Below are 22,806 nucleotides of genomic sequence, written 5' to 3' on the forward strand. Positions count from 1 at the left end.
AAATGTTGCTTGCATCACGGGTTTGTGTTACTCAGACCCTAAGAAGACATTTTAGGATTCCGTTCGGTTTTTCGAGCAGGGGGCATTTTCAACCCCGTCATATTTAAACTACAGGCCACGTTTTTTTTCCGGTCGCCTAAGAAATGTCCGCAATAAATATTCTTCGCTGACTTTCGTCGGCATGTGTCATTGACCTGTTCGATCTGTCAGCCCGCATTTTCCGTGGCCAAACGCCCATCTCGTTTGGTCCGCCTGACAGATGGAAGGTCAAAATTATGTTCGATACCCCCGGTGTTTTCATCCGCGAAATCCCCAGCGGCTCAAGGCCCATTGCCGGTGTGGCCACATCCAATACCGCCTTTGTCGGAACTTTTGCCCGCGGGCCTGTGAACCGCGCCACCCGCATCACCTCATTTGGAGAGTTTGAGCGCATTTTCGGAGGGTTGCACCCGTTATCCGAAACATCCTATGCCATCCGCGCCTATTTCCTGAACGGCGGTTCTGTCGCTTTCGTCGTCCGGGTGACAGCAGGGGCGGCAGCGCTCGCGACCTGCGCCATCGGCGTCGATATCGACTTTAACGCCACCTCGGAGGGGGCATGGGCGAACAATGTCCGTATTGGGGTCGCCCATGGCGGGGCGGGAACAAGTTACACAATTCTGGTGCGTGAATATGATGATGCGGGCACCGCTATTCTGCGCGAAGAGGCCCATATCGACGTCTCGATCACACCGGGGTCGCCCCGCTTTGTCGAGGATGTCCTGACCGAGAACAGCGAATTGCTGACAGCCACCCAGAACAATGAGGCGCTTCCTGCGCCCACGCAAATAAACGGGGCTGATGCGGCAACGCTGGACGATCTTCTAGAGGGTGTCGCAACCGATTTTACAGCCATGGGCAGCGACATATCAGGCGCAGATGGCACCATGGAAGGCGATGGTGCGTGGGCTGCTGCGGCATCCGCCGCCCTTCGCGGAAACGAGGGCGCCACACCGCCCACCGGCATCTACGCATTGAACCAGATTGTCCCCCAGGTGTTTAACCTGCTCTGCCTGCCAGGGGCCGCCAATTTCAACGATCCGGGCCATGCCGCAACGGTTGCCATCTACCAAGAGGCTTACACATACTGCCGCAACAACTTTGCCTTTCTGCTGGTTGATCCTGCGCCCGACGTGAATCGCGGTAATATCCAAACATACCTGACCGAACTTGGCGCAGCCGCTGGCCCAAATGCGGCGCTTTATTATCCACGTGTCACGGGTGCCGATCCATTAAATGCCCTGGTGCCTCGGGTCACGGGGCCGTCGGGCATAGCCGCCGGACTGATCGCCCGTACTGATGGTGCGCGCGGTGTCTGGAAAGCCCCCGCTGGGACCGAGGCCCGTGTCTCTGGCGCGACCCCAACCGATGTGATGACCGACCGCCAGCAAGGTCCGCTGAATACCTCTGGTGTCAATGTGATCCGCACATTCCCGGTTTACAATTCAGTCGTTTGGGGCGCCCGCACGCTGGACGGGGCGGATGCCCGCGCGAGCGAATGGCGTTATGTCAACGTGCGGCGCCTTGCACTGTTTATCGAAAATTCGCTGCAACGCGGCCTGCAATGGGTCGTGTTTGAGCCCAATGACGAACCGCTCTGGGCCAATGTGCGCATGAATGTAAATGGATTCATGAACCAGCTGCACAGGCAAGGCGCGTTTCAAGGGGCCTCGGCCCGCGATGCCTATCTGGTGAAATGCGACAGCGAGACGACGACCCAGGCAGATATCAATTTAGGTATCTTGAACGTCTATGTGGGCTTTGCGCCCGTCCGTCCGGCCGAATTCGTCGTAATCCGCATTCAACAGCGTTTCCCGAACGCTGCTTAAGAACGAAGGAATTTTCTGATGGCACAATTTACAGTCAACGCCAGCCGCTTTGATCCGTACAAGAACTTTAAGTTTCGCCTTAAATGGGATGGTCGCTATGTCGCTGGGGTATCCAAGGTCAGCCCACTGAAACGGACCACCGAAATCGTCGAGCATCGCGAAGGCGGCGACCCATCCACCCCCCGCAAAAGTCCCGGCCGCACCATGTTTGAAGGTATTACCCTTGAACGTGGCGTCACCCATGATGCGGAATTTGAACAATGGGCCAACAAGATATGGAATTTTGGGGCCGGATTAGGCGCTGAAGTATCTTTGGCCGATTTCCGCAAAGATGTTATCCTGGATTTCTACAATGAGGCCGGTCAGTTGGCGATTTCCTACCGGATCTTCCGCTGTTGGGTATCTGAATATCAGGCAATGCCCGAACTGGATGCCAATGCCAACGCGGTCGCAATACAGTCCATCAAACTGGAATGCGAAGGATGGGAGCGCGACTATGACGTAGTCGAACCCGCCGAAGTCCAATTCCTCGAACCGGCAAGCTGATGGCGACCGGACCTATCGGGTCCGTCATTCTGGGCCTTTATGAACAGGGGATGACGGCAAGCCCGGCGCAGCGTGCGGCGTTGCTCGCACAGGCTGGCGGGGAAAAGGCGAATGCCACCCTTGGTGATGCTGACCGGGCGGCATGGCGGATACTGACGCGCTATTTTGGCCCCGCCCAGGATGCCGTGCTGACCTGCCCGTCTTGCGGCGCAGAGGTTGAGTTCACCCTGCCAGCTAATTTCTCCCCACCAGAGGCCGAAACCGAAGCGGACCTTACTATTCAGTACAAGGGGGCGGCTATCACACTCCGGTTGCCCCGCCTGTCAGATTTGCAAAACGGCCCCTTTGATCCGCGCAAACTGGCACCCGATGCGCATTGGACCGATCCAGATTTTCGCAAAGCCGCCGAGGCTGCCCTGATGGCCGCTGATCCAGCCTTGAAATGCGATTTGGCCCTGTCCTGCGCGGCTTGCGATACGGATCAAACCCAGGTTCTTGACGTGACCGGTTTTGTCTGGGCCCGCATTGAACAAGCTGCCCGTGCGCTGGTGCGCGATGTCGCAAAACTCGCCCGCTTTTATGGCTGGTCCGAGGCCGAGATCACCGCCATGACGCCTGTCCGCCGTGCCATTTACCTGCGGGAGATGGATGAATGAGCGATCTGTTTGAAAATCTGTCCAACCGGTTTTCCCCCGGGAGGCAACCCATAATCCGTCCGCGTCCACAATCCCGGTTTGAAGGGGATGAAGGTCAGGACGGTCTGCAAGAACAAAATGGTTTTGAGACCGCGAGGGCCCGCAACACGCCACATCCACAGCGCGCCGAGCGGCCAGATGACGCGGTACCAGCGCCTGCTACGCGCAACAGACCCGATCCCAAACAAAGCCCCGCGCCTACGATCTCAAAGCCTGAAGAAACAAGAACCTCGAATGACACCACTCAGGAAACGCCTCCCGAAGGGTCCGAACTCCCGATGGAGGCGCCAAAGAACAAATCCGCGCCAAAGCCACGCAAGCTGGAACAGCCTGACAATCCGCGACAAGATATCCCTGATGCCCGCGAAATCGTCCGCGACGTCAGCACAGATCGCGAAACAATCTCAGAAATTCATCGTGAGGTTATCCATACCGGCGATAAGCCTGAACCCAAAGGGCTGCCAACGATCCAGACGAAGCAGGCAGCGCTACCGTCAACTGAAGTTCCTCTGCAGGTTACGAACGCAGCGCAGACCGAGCCCAGCACCATCGTCCGCATCGGCAAAGTTGAGATCCGCCAACCCGCGCCGCCGGCACTGCCCCCGTCGCCCCCAACGCCGCCCCGCGCAGCAGAACACGCCAACATGCGGCGTGCTTCCGGAGGCGGGGCACGACAATCCAGCAGCAGTGGATTGACGGATTACCTTGGCTGGAAAAGGCGGTAACGGATGTCAAACGCGCTTGCTCTTGCCGCCGTTTCTGCAGTCATCATGGACCTGCTGAATGATGGTTTGGCCAATGCGAACCTTAGTGCAATGGCACCGATTACCGTCACAGCACAGCCACCCGATCAGCTGTCGGGCGACGGGATCGCCGATATCAATCGGCTGAACCTCTATCTGTGGAATGTGACGCGCAATATGGGCTGGGCCAATGAACGGCTTCCGGCGCGCAACAGCGAAGGGGCCCGACTTGATAGCCCGTTCCTGGCCCTTGATCTTCAATTTGTTCTCACCGCGACCGGCGATGCTGACCTGAATGCCGAAGTGCTGCTGGGCTATGGGATGCAAATCCTGCACGAAACACCTGTTCTGACACGCGCTGCGATCCGCACCGCTTTGGGCGGCACCACGCCCCCGGTTGATGCAACGCTTCTTCCCCCTGCGTTTCAAGCAATCCTTGGCTCTGATCTGGCCGATCAATTTGAACAAATCCGGATCACACCGGCCCAGCCTGATCACGAACACCCGATGCAGCTTGAAGGGTTGTCGAACCTATGGTCAGCCTTCTCGGCACCGTTACGCACCTCGGCAATGTACACGGCGTCTTGCGTCCTGATCGAAAGCCGCACGCCGGTCCGTTCTGCCCTGCCCGTGTTAACGCTTGGGGGCAGAACAGCCCAATTGCGCAGCCCAACAATCACGGCCGCGTCCCGTCTGACCGGTGCTGCGGGCAGTATGCGGGATTTGACCGGCGCAATTGATCCTGGCGCATGGATCGCCATCGAAGGCAGCGCATTGGCCGCCGAATTGATGCGGGTGCGGTTGGGCGACCGTATTCTCGCAATCCTGCCCACCAACGCGGCCAATTCCCGTGTGGACCTTCAATTGCCCAATGACATACGCGCCGGTTTGACCCTGCTGCAAATCGAACATCTGTTCACGCCCGAAGGCGGCGGCGCGAACAGGCTTTGGGAGATGTCAAACGCCTGGCCTCTTGTCATCAGCCCTCAATTGGCGGGGCATGGCGTCAATGGCGCGCAAAACGGTGGCCTTTTTGATGGCAGCGTGACCGCAACGCTATCCCACCCTGTTGGTCCAGATCAGATTGCCGCGCTACTTTTCAACCCGCTTGCAGGCAGCATCAATGATGCTTTCTCGGTCAAATGCCGCCCCCGCGACGCGGAAGGCACAGAAGTCACTGCGGATTTGTCAGCTATCCCGGCAGACAACTACCTGATCCGCGTCGAAATAGGCGGCGCAGCATCCGCCTTAACCATGGGCCCTACCGGATTTGATGGACCAGTCGTGGATCTGGCCCCATGACACAAGAGGCCCGCATCCCGCCCGCTGCCCTGCAAGCCCGCGCATTGGATATCGCGGGTGAACGGGTGCGCTGGTTGCTGTCGGGCCAAACCGGAACACCGCCAGATCTTGATGCTGGGCTGGCAACTTTGGCGGCGATTGGCCCGGTTGGGCTGCATGAACTGTGCACGCGTTTCGGGCTATCGGGCATCGCCCGAGACGTCTTTCTGCTTGCCGCCGCACCCGAGCTTGGCGCGGAAACCGCCCATGCCATTGCCAGCCATCCGCTTTCGTTGAAATCATGTGCAACACCGGCGATGGCGACCCAATTGCTGGGGCCGGAAAGCATCGCCGCCTTGGCGCCAAATGCACTGCTTTCGCAAGCGGCGCTGATCACCCTTTCGACAGGCACTGGGCTTGCGCATCGTAGTCTGTCGATCGACCCGGGACTTGTGCAATTCTTGCATGGCGTACCGGCGCTGGGTGCAGTTTTGGCACATGCACTGACCCCAAAGTCAATTGATTTCCCACTCGGCAACGACGAGGCTGCACGCCTTGCCACAGCGCTAAGCACCGCACATGGCGACCCAGAGCGTCCCATCATTCACCTCAATTTACCCGATAGGCTAAGCGCCGAAAATCTTGGCGCGGCAGCGATAGCGCATCTGGGACTGACCCCATTCGTTTTTGATCACGACGCAACAGACTTGCCCGCCGCACGGGTGGCCGCAGAGCTGAACCGGGACCTTGTCCTGCTCAATGGCGGACTGATCCTGACGGCATCAGATGCTTCCCCCTTGGCCGACCTGATCACAGCCCCCTGCCTGATTTGGGGAAACCCTGCGCCCATGACCCGCCGCCCATTGGCCGAGTTTGCGACCAAACCGAGCGCCACAGAATTAGCCCCGGGGCTGTCGCTTAGCCCGACACAGACGCGTAACGCCCAAGTCACCTATCGCTTGGGGCTTGCTCCCAGCTTGACAGCGACCGCGCGGGAACGGGCGGCACGGGCGCTTGATGGACTGGCACAACCCATTGCCCCGCAAGCACGCTGGGATGACCTGATTTTACCAGAGGCGCAAATGGAGCAATTGCGCCAACTTGCCGCATATCAGACCCATCAAAAACAAGTGCTGAGTGATTGGGGTTTTCGTGCCCAATCCGCACGGGGTCTCGGGCTTGCCGCACTTTTTGCAGGCCCATCCGGCACGGGGAAAACCATGGCGGCTGAACTGGTTGCGGCCGCTCTTGGTCAAAATGGTGAGGACGCCGCGCTTTACCGGGTCGATCTGTCGGCTATCGTGTCCAAATATATTGGCGAGACCGAAAAGAACATTGCGCGCATCTTTGATGCGGCCGAAAATTCGGGGGCCGTTCTGCTGTTTGACGAGGGCGAGGCGCTTTTTGGCAAACGTACGACAGATGTCAAAGACAGTATGGACAGGCACGCCAACACCGAAACGGCCTATCTGTTGCAGCGGCTGGAATGCTACACTGGCTGCGCCATCGTCACGACCAATCTGCGACAAACCGTGGATGAGGCGTTCTTGCGCCGCTTCCGGGTTGTCATGGACTTTCCCTTTCCAGACGCAGCCCATCGCGAACAGATTTGGCGGGTCATCTTTCCGGCTGAAACCCCGCTTGAGGGGATCAACTACGCGGCCCTATCAAAACTCGCCATCTCGGGCGGTTTTATCAGATCCATCGCGTTATCGGCAGCCTTCATGGCAGCGGGTGACAGGACGGCCATCACCATGGCTCACCTGTCGCGCGCCGCCCGGTCAGAGCTTGGCAAACTCGGCAAACCGCTTCCCGAAAATCAGTTGCGGGGGTGGGCATGAGCGCAGTGATCGAAATCGACACACTGGTCCTGGAGGGTATGGCCGACGATGAGGCCCGCCGTGCCGCAGCCGCGTTTGAGCGGCAATTGCAAGACCTCTTGAACACACACGGCCTGCCCTTGGGAAAAACGGCTGCCGACATCAACAAGATTGATCTGGGCGCCCTGCCCGTCACCATGACGGCCCCCGAAGCACGCGGCGCCGAGCTTGCCCGCGCCCTATTCGCGGAGCTGCATAAATGACTGCGCGCCTCCGTAAAACCACCCTGCCGCCCAAAGCCGAAGGCAAATCGCCCAAGAAGCGCTGGAAAGTGCATGTCAACGAACCCATTGGCGATTTAAGCAGCGCCAATGATGCGGAGCGTGCCAATGCGCAACCGCATATCGGTGTTGCCGATTTGGAATTGGCAGCTTTGGATCGCAGCCCGCTTCCGTGGCGCACCGAATTGGAACGGCATTTCCAGCGCCCGCTCCCCTATCTGACCGCTTATCAGGGGCCCGAAATCGACGCCGCCCTCGCCCATGATAACGCGGCAGCTGCGGTCAAGGGGGATGCGGTACTGTTACCGCAGGACGCCAGTAAGCCGCTGGTCGCCCACGAAGTTGCGCATATTCTGCAGCAGGACGGCACAAGCGCGCAAAGTGATCCCGGACAGGCCGAAATCGAAGCCTACCGCGCCGAAACCCGGGTGGCCCAGGGCGAAGATGTCCCTAGCTGCCATGCATCACTACCAAGTGGCGCGGTGGCGCTGCGCAGCACGGACGCGCTGCAAGAACAAGACCTTGTGCAAGGCAGCGACCGCGAAGCGGCAGCGCAATTTGCCGAAGGGACAAATGAACAATCGGCAGACACACAGCCCGCAGCAGAAGACACCGGCGAACAAACCGGTGGCGACAGCGCCGAAAGCGTGCTTGGCGATGTAGCTGCCGGTGAACCGCTACCCGAAGAACCCGTGCCGACCTTTGAACCACCGCCAATGCCCGCGCTTGAGATCGATGAAGAAGGGGCGGAGGCCGCGCAAGCCGAGGCGGAAGAGGCGCTGGCAGGTGCACAAGAGGCGGACGGGCTTGTCGGTGCCTTCAAGGACGCGCCGCCCTCGGTCAAAGCACTGCATCACGATCAGCTGGATGGCGAAATCGGCGAGATGGCCGCGCAAGACCAATCCGATTTCGAAGCTGAGATGCCCGAATTTCCTGCCGAGATGTCCGGCACCGACGACCTCGCTGAACCTGAGGCTGTACAACCCCCCGACGCCGCAGAGGTACAGCTGGAAGAGGGCACTCCGGCGCCTGCCCCCGACCCTGAACTCGACCCAACCCCCGACCCCGGCACACCGGATTTAAATGCCGCGATCGATGATTTCTTGGCCAATTTCTTTTCCTTTGGGGATGCGGGCAGTCTGGGGCAGACATTTAACCGGGTCTCGACATCGGACGAGGATGTCGAGACAAGCGCAGGCGCACGCCCCGACGTGCCGCTGGAAGGTGAAACCGATCCACAACGGGTTGACGACCAAGACACCGCGGCGCGCGATGACGCCAGAGCCCGCAGGGTCGAAGCGACCCAAGCGGTCACTGAGGGACCGGGCCCTGAGCAGGTTGAACTGCAGGAATTGCGCGAAGACTTCGCGATGGAGGCGCACGAACAGCCCAGCATTGATCAAGCCGAAGGGCCGGTCGAAGGGGCCGCCGGATTTCGCGACAAGGGGCTTGATGGCGAGGTTACCGCGCTTTTTGACGCCCATCACAACGATGACATGGCCGCATCTTTGGAAGAGGCCGAAACCGAAGTCTCAGGCGCGGTCGAAACACGCGATACAGACCGTGACACCGCGCTGGCGGATGCCGAAGCTGAACGCACCAGATTAAATGAAGAAGCGGATGCAGACCAACGCGACGAAGTCATCAGCCGGCGGCAGGAGGTTCAAAATGCGCGCCAACAAGCGGTAGATGACCAACAAACCCGCGTGGACGAGATGGAAACGCAGGCCGATCTGGATCGGCGAGAGGCAGAAGATACGATTGAAACAGAAGTCTCCGATGCCGAAGCGCAGGTCGAAACTGATTTCAGTGAAGCCGAAGAAGACGCTCAGGCAGAGGTGGATGAGGGCGAGCGTGACGCCGAGGCGGAGCGCGAACGCCAAGAACGTGAAAGCGAAAACCAAAGTTGGTGGGACCGGGCATCAAGTTGGGTCGCCGATCAGTTCGACAAGCTGACCAAGTTCATCAATGACGTCTTTGATGCGGTCCGCTCGGCTGTGAAAGATATCATCGATGCCGTCAAAGAAGCCGCCATCGCACTGATTGATGCGGCTGTCTCGGCGATCACCGCGGCGATTGAGGCGTTGGGCGAAGCATTGCAAGCGGCAGTGAACGCCTTGCTGGCCGAACATTTCCCAGAACTCGCCGAGGCCTTGAACGAAGCGATCGACAGCGCAGTCGATGCCGCAACCGAATTTGTCGAAGCTGTCGGCGAAGGGCTGAAAACGGCCGTATCGGCACTGCTCGATGCGCTGGCGGCCGGGATAGACGCCATTCTTGCCGCGTATCAGGCCGCAATCAATGCCGCCCTTGCCATCGCCCGCGCTGCACTGACCGGTGACTGGGGCGAGCTGGCGAAGCTGATCCTCGAGCCGATTTTATACGCGCTTGGGATCGAGCCTGCTGCCTTTTATCAAATGATTGAACGGGCGATGGAAGCGCTCGACATCATTATCGACGATCCGATCGGGTTCCTGTCCAATCTGATCGATACGGTGGTTGGCGGCATTCGGCAATTTGGCGGCAATATTGTTACCCATCTGCAAGCCGGGATCATCGGCTGGCTGACCGGCGCATTAGGCGGCGATATCCAAATCCCCGAACGGTTTGATCTGATGGGCGTGCTGGATTTGGCCAGGCAAATCCTCGGGCTGACGGTCGACATGATCCGGCGCGTCGCGGTTCGGGTGCTGGGCGAAGAGGCGGTCGAACGGATCGAATTCGTAATGGGCTATGTGGTTGAACTGGTCACGGGCGGTTTCTCGGCCCTTTGGGAACGGATCATGGCGGATCTATCTGCGCTGAAAGACCTGGTGCTTGACGGGATCAAATCCTTCCTGATGGAACGGATTGTCATGGCCGCAATCACCTGGCTAGCTAGTATGTTCTCGCCCGTGGGTGCATTGGTCAAACTGGTGATGACAATCTGGAACTTTATGATGTTCCTCAAAGACCAATTGGCCCGGATCATTCAGGTGGTCCAGACCGTGGTCAACACGATGTGGGAAATCGCAACAGGCGTTCTGCAACCGGCCATCGACGGGGTCGAAGGTGTGTTGGGGCGGCTCTTGCCGATTGTAATAGACCTTCTGGCCCGGCTGTTGGGCCTTGGCAATGTGGCCGGGCGGGTCCGAGAGATCATAGGCGATGTAAGGCAACGAATCGAAGACGCGTTAGTGAACTTGATCAACCGCGTGCTGTCGGCATTCACCGGCGGACGTATGGGTGGCGGCGGGGCGACAGATAGCGACGAACAAGCCACCGGCGATGGTGATCTAATGACACCAATTCCAGTGCGCGGCGGCGGCGAAAACCACACGCTGCATATCGAAGACCAGGGCGAAACGGTGGTTCCCATGATCCATTCGACACCGCAGACACTGGAAAGTTGGCTGGACAGTCGGACAGGTGCCCCGTTTGAGGAACTCGCCACGGCGCGAAACTGGCGCGGCGCGGTCAAGACAAACAAGAAAACCGCGTTGGAAGGTTTGGTTGCCCGCGCGCAAGAGGAAGAGGCCCAATTGGACCGTGCGGCCGAGGCGGCGGAAGACGCCCAAAACGCCGATCCGGCCACCGCAAATGACGAAATTCAGGCCACTCAAACCGAAGGTGAGCAAACCAAACGTGCGTTAGAGGAGGTCTTGGAATTCTTTGGCATTGATACTGATCAAAGCCTGGCTGACTTCTTTGATGAGGCGATCACCGCCGATTACGGGGCGGGCTCAGACATTCGCAGCCGTTTGCGCAGTACCGTTCTAAACCAACTGGACAAGCCCCGTTACATGACCATGGACTGGGCCGCCGCAAAAGCGCAACTGCCCTCGGATGGGGCACTGCCGGGGACCTGGACCCGCCCGGCCTCGTCAAGCGCTATCCTGATGGCCCTGCATCAAGAAACCTTCGAGACGCGGGTAAAAGAGATCGTCGTCGCCCATGTCGAAAGCGTTGATAGCGACACATACGACCAGCAAAAGGATAACTTCTTTTCGCGCTATCTGGCAGCAGACCTGAACCAGAGCGCAGCGGCCCAGGCAATCATCCGCGCCATTTTGAACAAGGAGGATGGCACCGCAATCGCAAATGGGCAGCAGACAATCATTCAGGAAGCCGCTGATCGCAAGTTTTCCAACTTGCTCGAATGGGATTACAAATTCAATGACGTGACTGGCCAATTCTACAAAAATACGCTGGTCCCAAAGGCGGCTTCGATGCTGTCCGATCCATTTGGTGACTATTTCGAAAGCGACGAAGAAAACGCAGCAGGCAGCGGCGCCGGCCAATCCAAGCGACTTGATTTCTTTCTCAGCGATAGCAAACGCGCATCAAAAAACAGATCGCGCCTGGCAGATTCAGTGCGCGGTGCGGCGCCAGGAAACCATGAGTGGATCCCTTCCAGCAAAGCGGCATCCATCATTTCCGCAACCGCCAGCCAATTGGGCACGTCAGGCGAGGCGGATGCTTTGCAAGGTTTGGCGAAACTGCTCAAATTCCAGCATGAGGTCCGCACACCAACGTCGCATCTGATCTTCAAGCCAAACGCGCCACTCAGCCAGTTGGGTAGAACAGTCAAATTCTACTCAAAGGCCCACGCAGAAAGCGGCATCGCGCTTGCGGATATGTCGCCCGACCAGCGCCGCGAATATTATCCGGCCAATGGCCCCCAGCCTGAAGATGATATCATTGTATTACAGGCACATGCCGGGGGGCTTGATGCTGGGAAAGTCGAAAACGGAACCCGCTCGCGCGGAGAAAGGCTGCAATGGGCCAGTCCGGAATGGCACACCAAATTGGCAGATGCAGTCTCCCAGCCAATCGATGACAATATCGCCTCAAACGCGGATGGTGGCACGATCAAGACAGCGATCATGGGCTACTACCGCGATACGATCTGGCAAGGTGCGACCCAGCTTGGCGGCAGCCATCGGTTCAATCTTTATTACACTTCCTCGGACAGTCAGTGGCGCGATTATGAGGCGCTGAAAACCTACGCCTCAGGCAAATACACCGAGGCGGAAAGCGCGCTGGAAACCGATATGAACAAGGTGTTTTGATGACAGGTTATTCCCGCTCTCCCAAACTTCTCAAAGGTGCGATTGTGGCGTTCCGCCCGCCGGTGCCCTTGCCTGTCGTGATCCCGTTTCAGTTCAATCCCGAAAGCATGTCACGCAGCGTGGAAATGCGCGCTGCCGAGGGGGAAGGCGGCACCCAAAGCGCCCGTCTGTCCGGCCCACCATCGGAAACCTACAAGGTCGAAACTGTGTTGGATGCCGCTGATGATCTGGAAACTGCCGATAGCATTGTCGCGGAAACCGGGCTGCATCCCCGTCTGGCCGCGCTAGAGACCCTGCTTTACCCGCAATCGGCCACCGTGATTGCAAATGCGATCATGATGAATATCGGCACTATCGAAATCCTGCCGGTGAAAAGCCCTTTCTGCATCTTCATCTGGGGCAAAACTCGTATTCTTCCGGTCAAGCTATCGGCCTTATCGATCACCGAAGAGGCTTATGACCCCAACCTCAACCCAATCCGCGCAAAGGTCGGCATGGATCTGAACGTGCTGTCCTATGCGGATCTGCGCGTCTCGCATCCGGGCTATGCGATGTTCATGGCCCATCAGGTGGTCAAGGAATCCATGGCGCTTATCGGGCAAGCCAATTCGCTTGGCGCTGTCTTGGGCGGCGATGTGAGCATTTTATAAGGAAACCCGCATGTTTGATAAAGATAGCCGTTACGCGAACCTTCCACTTAAGACGTTCACCGACGCCGCAGGCCGGGATATCGCCTATGTTGCGCGCCGGATCATTCCGCAAGGCAAGACCCCAATTGCGCAGGTCAAAACACAGCCCGGGGACAGGCTTGATCTGATTGCCCATCGGGCGATCGGGGCCGCACCGCAATTCTGGCGGATTGCCGATGCCAATCCCACACCAGATGAGCTGAGCACATTGACCGAACCAGCGGGTCGCAAGCTGAACCTCACCTTGATTGACCCGGAGTAAGCAAGATGCTCGACCAGCTGCTTGGCGCACATTTCAATCTGATGATCGGTCAGGGTCTACCCCGGCCCGCGCCGGCTGCTGTGATGGAACAATTCGCCTCGGCTGAAATTGCAGCATCAGATCGCGAACGTTCAGGCTTTGAGCTGGTCTTCGAAGCCGGGCGATCGGGCACAGTTGCAGGCGTCTTCCCCATCATGACCGAGCCTGGCCTGCAGGCTGGATCACGGGTCGTGATAACCGCCACCATCGGCATTCGTCCTCATGTCTTGATGGATGGGATCATCGAGCAGGCCGAATTCACCCCGGCCGAAGCAGACAGCCCCGCCACATTGAAAGTGCGCGGCAAGGATATGGGCTTTGTGATGGACCGAGAAGAGGTCGAAGCCCAGCACCCCGCCCAGGGCCCCGGTGAAATCGCGATGCTGGTCCTCGCAAAATATGCCCAATATGGAATCCTGCCCACAGTTATCCCGCCCACCACAGCAGAAAGGCCAAACCCGATTGACCGGGTGCCAATGCAGCGCGCCACTGACTTTGCCTATCTGACAGAGCTCGCCGCCGCCCATGATGCGATCTTCACCTTGATCCCAGGGCCCGCGCCGCTGACCTCAACCGCATATTGGGGACCACAGCCGCGCATTGGGCTTCCGCAACCGGCGATCACGACGGATATGGGCCCTGAAACAAATGTCTCAGGCCTGAATATCGAAAACGCCGAGGCCGAAGCCGCCTCTGTGTCTGGTCAGGTGCAGGACCGGCAATCAGGCCAAACCATCCCCGTCCAATCCGTGGTACCGCTCAGGCCACCGCTCGCGGCACGCCCAGCGCTTGCCAATGCCAGTACCGCCCGCCGCAACCTATTCCAGACAAATGGCGCCCCAACCGCTGCCCAAGCGATGGGTGAGGCGCAGGCCCAATCGGATGCATCGCTCGATACGGTTACGGTCACCGGTGATCTTGATACCTCAGTCTACGGGGGCATTTTGAAGCCGCGCGGTCTGGTCGGGCTTAGGGGCGCCGGGTTCGCGCATGACGGGCTGTATTACGTGCAAAGCGTGATCCAGAAAATCTCGCGCGGCACATGGACCCAATCATTCACACTCAACAGAGAAGGGGTCGGCACAACAACGCCGGTCGTGCTGCCATGAACGATATGTCATCGCAAACAAAGGCTTACGGCAAATACCGTGGGACGGTCGTGAACAACATAGATCCCAATCAGATGGGACGGCTACAGGTGCAGGTCCCTGCGATCTACGGCACCAACACGCTGAACTGGGCCATGCCATCGGTCCCTTATGCGGGCGCAAGCGAAGGGTTCTATATGATCCCGCCCATTGGGGCGAATATCTGGGTCGAGTTTGAAGGCGGCGCGATTGACGTGCCCATCTGGTCTGGATGCTTTTGGGGACAAGGCGAATGCCCTTCGCAAGCGCCGATGACCAAGATGATCAAAACCCCAGTCGCCACCCTGACCCTGGACGAGCTGAATGCAGCCGCCCCCGTCGTGCTCGAGACGGTCACTGGAAACAAGATCACGATCACAGCCCAAGGGATCACGCTGGAAGGGGCAACAGGCGCAAAAATCGAAATGACCGGACCACAAGTCAGCGTCAATTCCGGCGCGTTAGAGGTGATCTGATGTCCTTTCTGCTGCATCAAGGGGCGCAGGTGCTCTGCACACATGGGGGTCAAGCCACACCAACGGTGGCGTCAACCCGGGTGATGCTTGGGGGGCAACCGGCCACCAGCCTGCCAAATACTTACATGATTGCAGGCTGCCCCTTTAGCACGCCCGACGGGCCGAAGCCCTGTACGCAAGTCCAATGGACAAGCCCCGCGACGCGGGTTCGGATTGAGGGCAGCCCGGCGCTCTTGTCCACATCGCAGGGGATCACGATCGGACCGCTGGGCACGCAAGGCACACCGATGGCGGTGATGCAGCAATCACGCGTGCGCGGACAATGAAAAGGGGGGCAAAATGGGATATCTGACGCATCCTTATGGACCAGACGGGTCAGGGCGCAGCGGGACGACCGAAGATCGTCACATCCGGGTCCGCAACCTTTTGATGGCCGTCTTGTTTACCGCGCCAGGCGAACGGCTGATGCGACCGGAATTCGGATCAGGCGTGCCGGACATGCTGTTTGACGGCAATTCCGAAGCGCTTGAGACGGCCGCCGATTTCCTCATCCGTTCGGCCGTGCAGCGGTATCTGTCGGATGTGCTGGTTCTGGATGACCTGCGGATCAACCGCGACGAGGGCGTGCTGGAAATCACGGTGACTTACGCGCTTGTCGGCGATGAAGAACGCACAACTGAGACCTTCGTCAGGGGGGCGGCATAACATGGCGCTTCGCACACGCAGTTTTCTGGACGAACGGCGCGAAATGCTGGCCGCGTCACCTGCCGCCGTAAACGGGATCGCCGGAATTGAGATCACAGGTGCTGCGGCCATTTTGCGTTTCGTCAAAGACACACCTGGCGCAGGCGGCGTTCCCAATGTCGCGCTTGGACCGTCCGATTTTCAGGTCATTGGGGGCGATCGCATTCGCGGTGTGGCCGTTGAAACGATCACGCCCAACGGCGATGATCTGTTGCTGACCTTCTCGCGCGAGGGGGATTTTTCGACCTATACTTTGGTGATCGATCCCGCCCTACCCGGCTATGATCCAATACTGCGCGAAATCCCATTCCGGTTCCGGGTGCATTGCGACACGGATCTTGATTGCGAAGCTGATCCAGACTTGCCGCCAGCTCCGCCCCCAGAACCACGGCTTGATTATCTCGCGCGTGATTATGAAAGCTACCGGGCGATGATGCTGGACCGGCTTGCGGTCACCACGCCCACGATGACCGAACGGCATCCGGCATCGCTTGAAATGACCATTGTCGAGTGGATGGCGGCCTTGGGCGATGAGCTTAGCTACAAGCTCGATAAAGTTGCGACCGAGTATTCCCTTGAAACCGCGCGGCTGCGCCAGTCTGCGGCCCGCCATGCCCAGCTGATCGGGTACGCGATGCATAACGGTGCGTCGGCCCGTGTGCTGGCGCAGGTCAATGTCAGTACCGCCTTTGCCCCCTCGGCCAGCGACCTGACATTCGTGACAAATATGCCCAGCCTTGGTGCGCCCGTCGTGGCCCAGACCCGGCTGGCAGAGGCACATGCCAATGGCGCGCTGATCTTTGAGCCCAAGCACGACATGACCCTAACCCCGGCCCATAACAGGATCGCGCTGCATCATTGGGGTGACCCCGATGCGATCCTCGCTGAAGGCGCGACCGAGGCATGGTTGCGCGACCCCGATCAGGTTCTCACTCTGTCTGCAGGCGATTTGCTGATCCTCGTCGAAGAACGTGATCCAGCAACAGGCCAGGCCGCGGATGCCGACCCGACCCACCGGCAAGCAGTGCGGCTTATCGCAGACCCTGAAACAGTTGAAGACCCGCTTGAGATCGTGGATGGCAGCCCGCTGCGCGTGCACCGGATTACGTGGGCGGCCAATGACGCGCTTGGGTTTTCACTCTGTGTGGGTGCACGCGCCGCAGGGCAAGAACTGGCCCATATATTGGGTAATATCGTCGTGGCCGATCATGGATACACCCTGGAAAACAACGAGCCATTGGGCATAGCACCCCTGCGCACGGATCCGGAACTGGTCGCCGATCCGGCGCTTCCCGGTCCACCCAAGTCACTGGCGGCATTGGATCGTGCCCGCCCCTTTGCACCTAGGCTGCAACATAAAGACCTGACATTCTCAGCCGGTCCTTTCACGCCCGGCGATCCCACACTGCCTGCGTCGCAAATCACAGCGATCGATCCAGGCCAGACCCGGGCCGATATTTACCTCAGTTCGACGCTTGAACCTGATCGTTGGGCGGCGCGGCGCGATCTATTGGAAGACGGACCAAACGCGCTGGTCTTCGTGCCCGAGGTGACTGCAGACGGGACGACAACGCTGCGCTTTGGACGCAGCCACGGTGATATATCGTCAACCCATGGAAAAACCCCGGTGGCCGGGGATGAATTTGCAGCGCATTACCGGATCGGGACCGGGCCCAGCGGTAACATTGGCGCCGGGGCTTTAGCACATATCGCCGCCTCGCCGCTGGCGATTGGCAACGTGATCTCAGTGACCAATCCACTGCCCGCCGCGGGTGGCACGGGGCGGGAAACGATTGCGGAAGTACGGCAGCGCGCACCGGTCAGTTTTCACAAACAGCAGCGGGCCGTCACGCTGGCAGATTATGAAAACCTGCTGAACGCGCACCCCGAAGTGCAACGCGCCCATGCGCGCAAACGTTGGCTGGGTGGCTGGTCCGCAATCTTCCTGTCCGTCGACCGCATTGGCAGCATGGATGTGGATGACGCGTTCAAGGAAATGCTGCTAAACTACATCGAGCCGCAACGCATGATGGGGCATGATGTGACCATCGACGCACCGATCTATGTGCCGCTCACGGTGGCGCTGAAGGCCTGCGTTGCAGATGATCACTTTGCCGAAGATGTCGAAGACGCGCTGCAAGAGGCATTTTCGACAGGATATCAACGCAACGGCGAAAAGGCCTTTTTTCACCCCGACAATGTCACCTTCTCATCGCGTATTTATCTGTCCCATATCTATCGGCAGGCAATGGCAATACCCGGCGTGCGGGACATTCATGTGCTGGATTTTCGGCGCGCGGCGGCAAATGCAACACAGGCCATCGACGAAGGCCTTCTGACATTCGGACCCCGAGAAATCCCTGTGTTGGCCAATGACCCCAACTACCCCGATCAGGGCAGACTGACGATCACGGCGGAGGGCGGCAGATGACAGATACAGCACGCAAACCAACCCCTACTGCAATTGAAAACAGGCCGGGGCTTGATCAAATCGCCGTGCGTATCGGCACGCAGTCACAGTTTTATACAGCAATGAAGCGCGGGCTGGCGGATGCCAACCGGCCAGGGCTGGCAGGGTTGGGCGCGCAGGCACATGGGGACATCACGCTTGGCTTTCTTGATGCTTGGGCCTCGGTTCTGGATACCATAACCTTTTATGGCGAGCGTAACGCGAATGAGGCCTATCTGCGCACAGCAACCGAACGTGAAAGCCTCCGGGCCCATGCGCGATTAATCGGTTACGAACTCGCCCCGGCCAAAGCGGCAGCTGCATATATGGCCTTTATCGCCGAAGACAAAGACGCGCCAGATGCGCCGCTCGAATATGATGCTGGTCTGCAGGTCCGTTCGATCCCCCGCGATGGCGAGCTGCCCCAAATCTTTGAAACGGTCGAACCACTGGTGGCCCATCACAGATGGAACGCGCTGCAGCCGCGCATGTTTGACGACCAGGAACTGGATGCAAACAGCACATCTGTCCGGCTGACGGCAGATGCCGCAATACTCAAGCCCGGCGATCCGATCATGTTCCTGGAAGATGAGGTGCCGCAGGCCTTCACCGACGGATCGCAGGACGGGTTCCTGCGCAATGTCATAGGGATCACAGTTTTGGATAATGGGGACCGGCTGGCTGCGCTATCGCAAAACCCAACCGCACCGGCCCCCGTGATGTTCGTGATGATGGCACCTATTCTATCTTGGAATACAAGCACGGCCCTCACCACCTCCACATTGACGCTTGCCTTGGGGGCCGGTGGATGGTCGACCTCGGCGCTGACCACAGCGACCACGTCCAACAATATCTCAATCGCGTCGCTGACGACGGCCATCGGCACAATCGCCAGCACCAGCGCACCGCAGCCGATCCTGCCAGCCCTGATGCAGGTACGCGCGGGCTGTTTCGGAAATATCGCTGTGACGCAACCCAGCCCCTTGGCACTTGAAGAAACACCGCCCGCCGATCAAACCGCTGAACCGCCCGGGGCGATTACTGAAACCCGTGGACATGTCGACGATGATTTGCCCCCCCAAAACCGGGTGTTTGTCTATCTGGATCGCGAATATCCAGAGATCGTACCTGGGTCCTACGCGCTGGTCCGAGATTCCGGTAAAGAAGGCATATCAGAGATTTATGCCGCGACCGCGATCTCGGTTGAGGCATACGGGATGTCCGCCAAGGTCACCCGATTGACGCTGGACGCAACACTGACCGGCCCTGATGGCGGTGTAGCTACATCCGTTTTCAAAACACGGAGGACCTCAGTCTTTGCCGCGCCAAAACGACTTGATCTGGCACCTTTGCCGGTGTCAGGAGATGTGGGCGCTGCCAATGACATCACCGATGCGGACCAATTGCTACTTGGCACTGCCGAGCCTGCGCTGCTTCCCGGCAAAACCATCGCACTGACTGGCGAACGGGCCGATCTGGCCGGGGTCATGCAATCAGAATTGCTGACAATCGCAGATAACACCGTGCAAAACGGCATTGCTCTTTTGACATTCACCCGGCAACCCGCATTCACTTATGCGCGCGAGACGGTCACGCTGAATGCCAATGTGGCCGAGGCCACGCATGGTGAAACGGTCACCGAAATTCTGGGGGATGGGGACGCCACCCAAGCCTTTGCCACCTATCCGCTGAAAGCCGCGCCGCTCACCCATGTGGCGGGCAAAACAAGCTCAGGCATGGTCCCGGCGCTTGAGGTGCGCGTGCATGGGGTGCTTTGGGATCTGGTTGACGACTTCCGCGCCAGTGGCAGCGAAGACCGGCATTACATCCTTCGGATCACCGAGGATGGAACAGCCCTGATCATCTTTGGCGACGGCATCAACGGGCAGCGCCCGGCAACCGGACAAGACAACATCGAAGCGGTTTACCGTAAGGGGGCGGGCATGAACGGGATGCTTGAAGCTGGGCAATTGTCATTGCTCGCCAGCAAACCGGCCGGGCTGAAATCGGTCTGGAACCCGCTGGCACCTGCGGGGGCCGCCGATGCCGAAGCGCTGGAAGATGCGCGGGTCAACGCGCCGCTCAAGGTACTGACGCTCGGGCGGGCCGTTTCATTGCGTGATTATGAGGATTTTGCGCGCGGCTTTGCAGCCATCGCCAAAGCCCGCGCCGATTGGACATTTGACGGCTTTGCCAAACCGATCTTTGTGACGGTCGCCGGACAAGCAGGGGCCATCTTGCCCGAAGACGGGGATGACATGACCAACCTGCGCGACGCGCTTGCCGCTGCAGGTGAGGCGGATCTGCGGGTCACCGTGCGCAACTATTCTCCCGCCGGTTTTGTGGTGAAAGCAGGGCTGTACATCAACGAAAGATATCTGGCCGAGGACGTCATCGCAGCGGGGCTTGCGGCACTTGAGGCGGCGTTTAGCTTTGCCGCGCGGAACCTTGGGCAGGGAACCAGCCGGGCGCAAGTCATCGCCGTTTTGCAAGATGTCGACGGGGTCGACGGCGTTGATCTTGATGCACTTTACCGCAGCGGCCAGCCAGAAACGCTTGAAGACATGCTTGGCTCGGCCCGCCCGCAACCGTCACTTGATGGCACAATCCCCGCCCCGGCAGAACTGCTGACGATTGATATAACCGCAACATGGCTGGAGCAAAAAGGATGACCCATCTATCCACCGACCGCCTGTTTGAACTTCTCCCTGCTTTCCTGCGTATCGCCGATGCCGAGGCGGGCAGACAACACAGACCCGCGGGCGATCCACGCGAGATCGAAGATTTCGGGCCACTGCGCACATTGGCCTCGCTCATCGCGCGCGAAGCACAGATCGTCGATGAAGGGCTTGATGATCATTATGACAACGCGTTTATCGAAACCTGCGCGCCTTGGGTAATCCCCTATCTGGGTGAACTTTTGGGCGTGCGGGGTCTGGCAGACATCCCGGAAGGCATCGACATGCGTGCGCGGGTGGCGAATACACTGGAGCTGCGGGCACGCAAAGGCACGCTTGGCGCATTGGAACAGGCAGCCTCGGACAGTTCAGGCTGGCCCGTGCACGCGGTTGCTTTCTGGAAATTGCTGGCCCATGCCCAGACCATGCGCCTGCCGCATCTGTCCATGGGGCGCAGTATCGACATGCGCGCCAAACCCGATCTGGCACGGCTGGGCACCGCTTTTGAACAAAGCGCCCGCAACATCGAGGTACGGCGTATCAATACGCATGGCGGGCGCTGGAACCTTGGCAATATTGGGCTTTACCTTTGGCGACTGCGCCCTGCACCAATCACTCAACACCGGGTTTTGCCGGTCACCGGGCGACGGGATTTCAGATTTCATCCGCTGGGATGTGACGCGCAGCTATTCACCCGCACAGACCCAAGCATCGGGCTTGACCACCCTGCCGCCATCTTGCGATCCGTCATGGCCGAGGATCCAACCCTTTACGTCGGTGACGGCAAATCAATGCGGATTTGGGTTGGGGGAACTGAAGTTGATCCAACGACGGTCAGGGCCGCAAATTTGGGCAGCCGCAGCGCACCAGGCGCACCAGAACCGGACTGGACCCGGACCGGCGGCATTGCCGGGCTGACTTTGATTGATCCAGAATTGGGCCGATTGGTGATTGATCCTGATTTGGCAGGACCAGTGGATGTGTCATGCCAGTTTGCCCAAGCGCTTGAGCTGGGGGGCGGCGAACATGACCGGGCAGCAACCATCGGCACGCTGGCGGCACCAACCACCATTGCCCCATCCAATGAAATAACCGCCGTGATCAATGGGGCTGACGGCGCCGGAGACTTCGCATTGGCGCGCTCAACCCATTACCGGGCCAACGGAACCGTAACGGTGCCGGCGGGCGAGACATTGCGACTTGTCGCGCAAAACGGTGCCTTCCCCACGGTCACCATCGGGGCGGGCGGGCTAGAATTTGCCTTGGGCGCAGGGGCCAGCGTACAGCTGAACGGGCTACGTTTCACCCGCGATGGAATCACCGTCACCGGCAGCGGTGCTGCGCTCAGCATCACGGATTGCACCTTTGTGCCCGGTCATGCGCTGGATACCAGCGGCGTCGCAACAGATCCTGGCGCCACATCGCTTGATTGCCAAATGGTCGGGGCTGCCTTGCGCATCGACCGGACGATCAGCGGGCCGATCATTGTCGCCGAAGACATGGATGTAAGGCTTGGCGAATGCATTCTCGATGCAGGTGATGCTGCGGCGATGGCGTTCTCAACCGCAACAGGGGCAGAGCGGGTAAATGTCAGCTTTGACCGATGCACCATTTATGGGCGCGTACAGACATCAGCCTTTGCCGATGGGGCGCGGGTACGGCCCACCGGCTTTGGCGTGGCAATCGGAACGGATGAACGGCTTGCGACCTCAGATACGCTTTTCGTTGGGCAAAATGCGCCAGCGGTTGCAGCCCTTTACAGGCAAGTCGGATGTATCCGCTTTTCCTATGTGCCGCCCGACGCTCAGGTGCCCCGGCTCTACCGATGCGTCCGCGATCCAGCACCGGTGCTGGAGGCAACGCGCTACAGCGATCCAGCCTATATGACGCTGGCCGCATGCAGTGACGAAGCGATCCTGCGGGGGGCCGAAAACAGCGACCAGATGGGCGCCTATAACCGCGCGGCGTGGGGTGCGCGCGCAGATAACATCCGGCGCTCGATCGACGATTTTCTGCGCTTTGGGCACGCCGCAGGCAGCTTCCATGAGACATAATGC

17 protein-coding genes are annotated in these 22,806 nt (G+C 59.2%); all 17 read left to right on the forward strand.

Translation table 11 applies throughout. The features are described from left to right. Window positions 1–275: 275 nt before the first annotated feature. Genes AABB29_RS02695 through AABB29_RS02775 form a run of 17 tightly spaced genes read left to right on the forward strand, consistent with a single transcriptional unit; the run spans window position 276 to window position 22,803 of the window. A complete protein-coding gene (locus AABB29_RS02695) occupies window positions 276–1,868 on the forward strand; it encodes a phage tail sheath C-terminal domain-containing protein (RefSeq protein WP_341368412.1) in 1,593 nt (530 codons plus the stop codon). 18 nt (window positions 1,869–1,886) lie between these two features. Next, window positions 1,887–2,414, forward strand: coding sequence for a phage tail protein (locus AABB29_RS02700; RefSeq protein ID WP_373636764.1), 528 nt, complete (start codon window positions 1,887–1,889; stop codon window positions 2,412–2,414). Further along, window positions 2,414–3,070 (forward strand): hypothetical protein, encoded by a 657-nt coding sequence (locus tag AABB29_RS02705; RefSeq protein WP_341368410.1) that lies wholly within the window; start codon window positions 2,414–2,416, stop codon window positions 3,068–3,070. Before AABB29_RS02700 ends, AABB29_RS02705 begins: the two co-directional genes overlap by 1 nt. Continuing rightward, a complete protein-coding gene (locus AABB29_RS02710; RefSeq protein WP_341368409.1) occupies window positions 3,067–3,834 on the forward strand; it encodes a hypothetical protein in 768 nt (255 codons plus the stop codon). Before AABB29_RS02705 ends, AABB29_RS02710 begins: the two co-directional genes overlap by 4 nt. A 3-nt stretch (window positions 3,835–3,837) precedes the next feature. After that, entirely contained in the window at window positions 3,838–5,154 is a 1,317-nt protein-coding gene (locus AABB29_RS02715) for a DUF4255 domain-containing protein (RefSeq protein ID WP_341368408.1), read from the forward strand. Then, window positions 5,151–6,974: an ATP-binding protein gene (locus AABB29_RS02720; RefSeq protein WP_341368407.1), complete on the forward strand. Its 1,824-nt coding sequence runs from the start codon at window positions 5,151–5,153 to the stop codon at window positions 6,972–6,974. The genes AABB29_RS02715 and AABB29_RS02720 overlap by 4 nt, the downstream gene beginning before the upstream one ends. After that, window positions 6,971–7,216 (forward strand): hypothetical protein, encoded by a 246-nt coding sequence (locus AABB29_RS02725; RefSeq protein WP_341368406.1) that lies wholly within the window; start codon window positions 6,971–6,973, stop codon window positions 7,214–7,216. The genes AABB29_RS02720 and AABB29_RS02725 overlap by 4 nt, the downstream gene beginning before the upstream one ends. Then, entirely contained in the window at window positions 7,213–12,285 is a 5,073-nt protein-coding gene (locus AABB29_RS02730) for a DUF4157 domain-containing protein (RefSeq protein ID WP_341368405.1), read from the forward strand. Before AABB29_RS02725 ends, AABB29_RS02730 begins: the two co-directional genes overlap by 4 nt. Continuing rightward, window positions 12,285–12,935: a hypothetical protein gene (locus AABB29_RS02735; RefSeq protein ID WP_341368404.1), complete on the forward strand. Its 651-nt coding sequence runs from the start codon at window positions 12,285–12,287 to the stop codon at window positions 12,933–12,935. Before AABB29_RS02730 ends, AABB29_RS02735 begins: the two co-directional genes overlap by 1 nt. A gap of 10 nt (window positions 12,936–12,945) precedes the next feature. Beyond that, on the forward strand, window positions 12,946–13,236 hold the full coding sequence (locus tag AABB29_RS02740; protein WP_341368403.1) for a hypothetical protein: 291 nt from the start codon (window positions 12,946–12,948) through the stop codon (window positions 13,234–13,236). 5 nt (window positions 13,237–13,241) lie between these two features. Continuing rightward, window positions 13,242–14,384, forward strand: coding sequence for a hypothetical protein (locus tag AABB29_RS02745; protein WP_341368402.1), 1,143 nt, complete (start codon window positions 13,242–13,244; stop codon window positions 14,382–14,384). 5 nt (window positions 14,385–14,389) lie between these two features. After that, window positions 14,390–14,878, forward strand: coding sequence for a phage baseplate assembly protein V (locus AABB29_RS02750; protein ID WP_341368401.1), 489 nt, complete (start codon window positions 14,390–14,392; stop codon window positions 14,876–14,878). Continuing rightward, complete coding sequence (locus AABB29_RS02755) at window positions 14,878–15,204, forward strand: hypothetical protein (RefSeq protein ID WP_341368400.1); 327 nt, start codon at window positions 14,878–14,880, stop codon at window positions 15,202–15,204. Before AABB29_RS02750 ends, AABB29_RS02755 begins: the two co-directional genes overlap by 1 nt. A gap of 13 nt (window positions 15,205–15,217) precedes the next feature. Beyond that, the gene (locus tag AABB29_RS02760; protein WP_373636765.1) at window positions 15,218–15,583 is read left to right on the forward strand and encodes a GPW/gp25 family protein; all 366 of its coding nucleotides are present in this window, start codon (window positions 15,218–15,220) and stop codon (window positions 15,581–15,583) included. Between the two features lies 1 nt (window position 15,584). Then, a complete protein-coding gene (locus AABB29_RS02765) occupies window positions 15,585–18,053 on the forward strand; it encodes a putative baseplate assembly protein (protein ID WP_373636766.1) in 2,469 nt (822 codons plus the stop codon). Further along, window positions 18,050–20,743, forward strand: coding sequence for a putative baseplate assembly protein (locus AABB29_RS02770; protein ID WP_373636767.1), 2,694 nt, complete (start codon window positions 18,050–18,052; stop codon window positions 20,741–20,743). The genes AABB29_RS02765 and AABB29_RS02770 overlap by 4 nt, the downstream gene beginning before the upstream one ends. Continuing rightward, the gene (locus AABB29_RS02775; RefSeq protein ID WP_341368396.1) at window positions 20,740–22,803 is read left to right on the forward strand and encodes a hypothetical protein; all 2,064 of its coding nucleotides are present in this window, start codon (window positions 20,740–20,742) and stop codon (window positions 22,801–22,803) included. Before AABB29_RS02770 ends, AABB29_RS02775 begins: the two co-directional genes overlap by 4 nt. Window positions 22,804–22,806 lie beyond the last annotated feature (3 nt).

Origin of the sequence: Yoonia sp. BS5-3 (assembly GCF_038069655.2) — a bacterium.
Taxonomy (GTDB): Bacteria; Pseudomonadota; Alphaproteobacteria; order Rhodobacterales; family Rhodobacteraceae; genus Yoonia; species Yoonia phaeophyticola.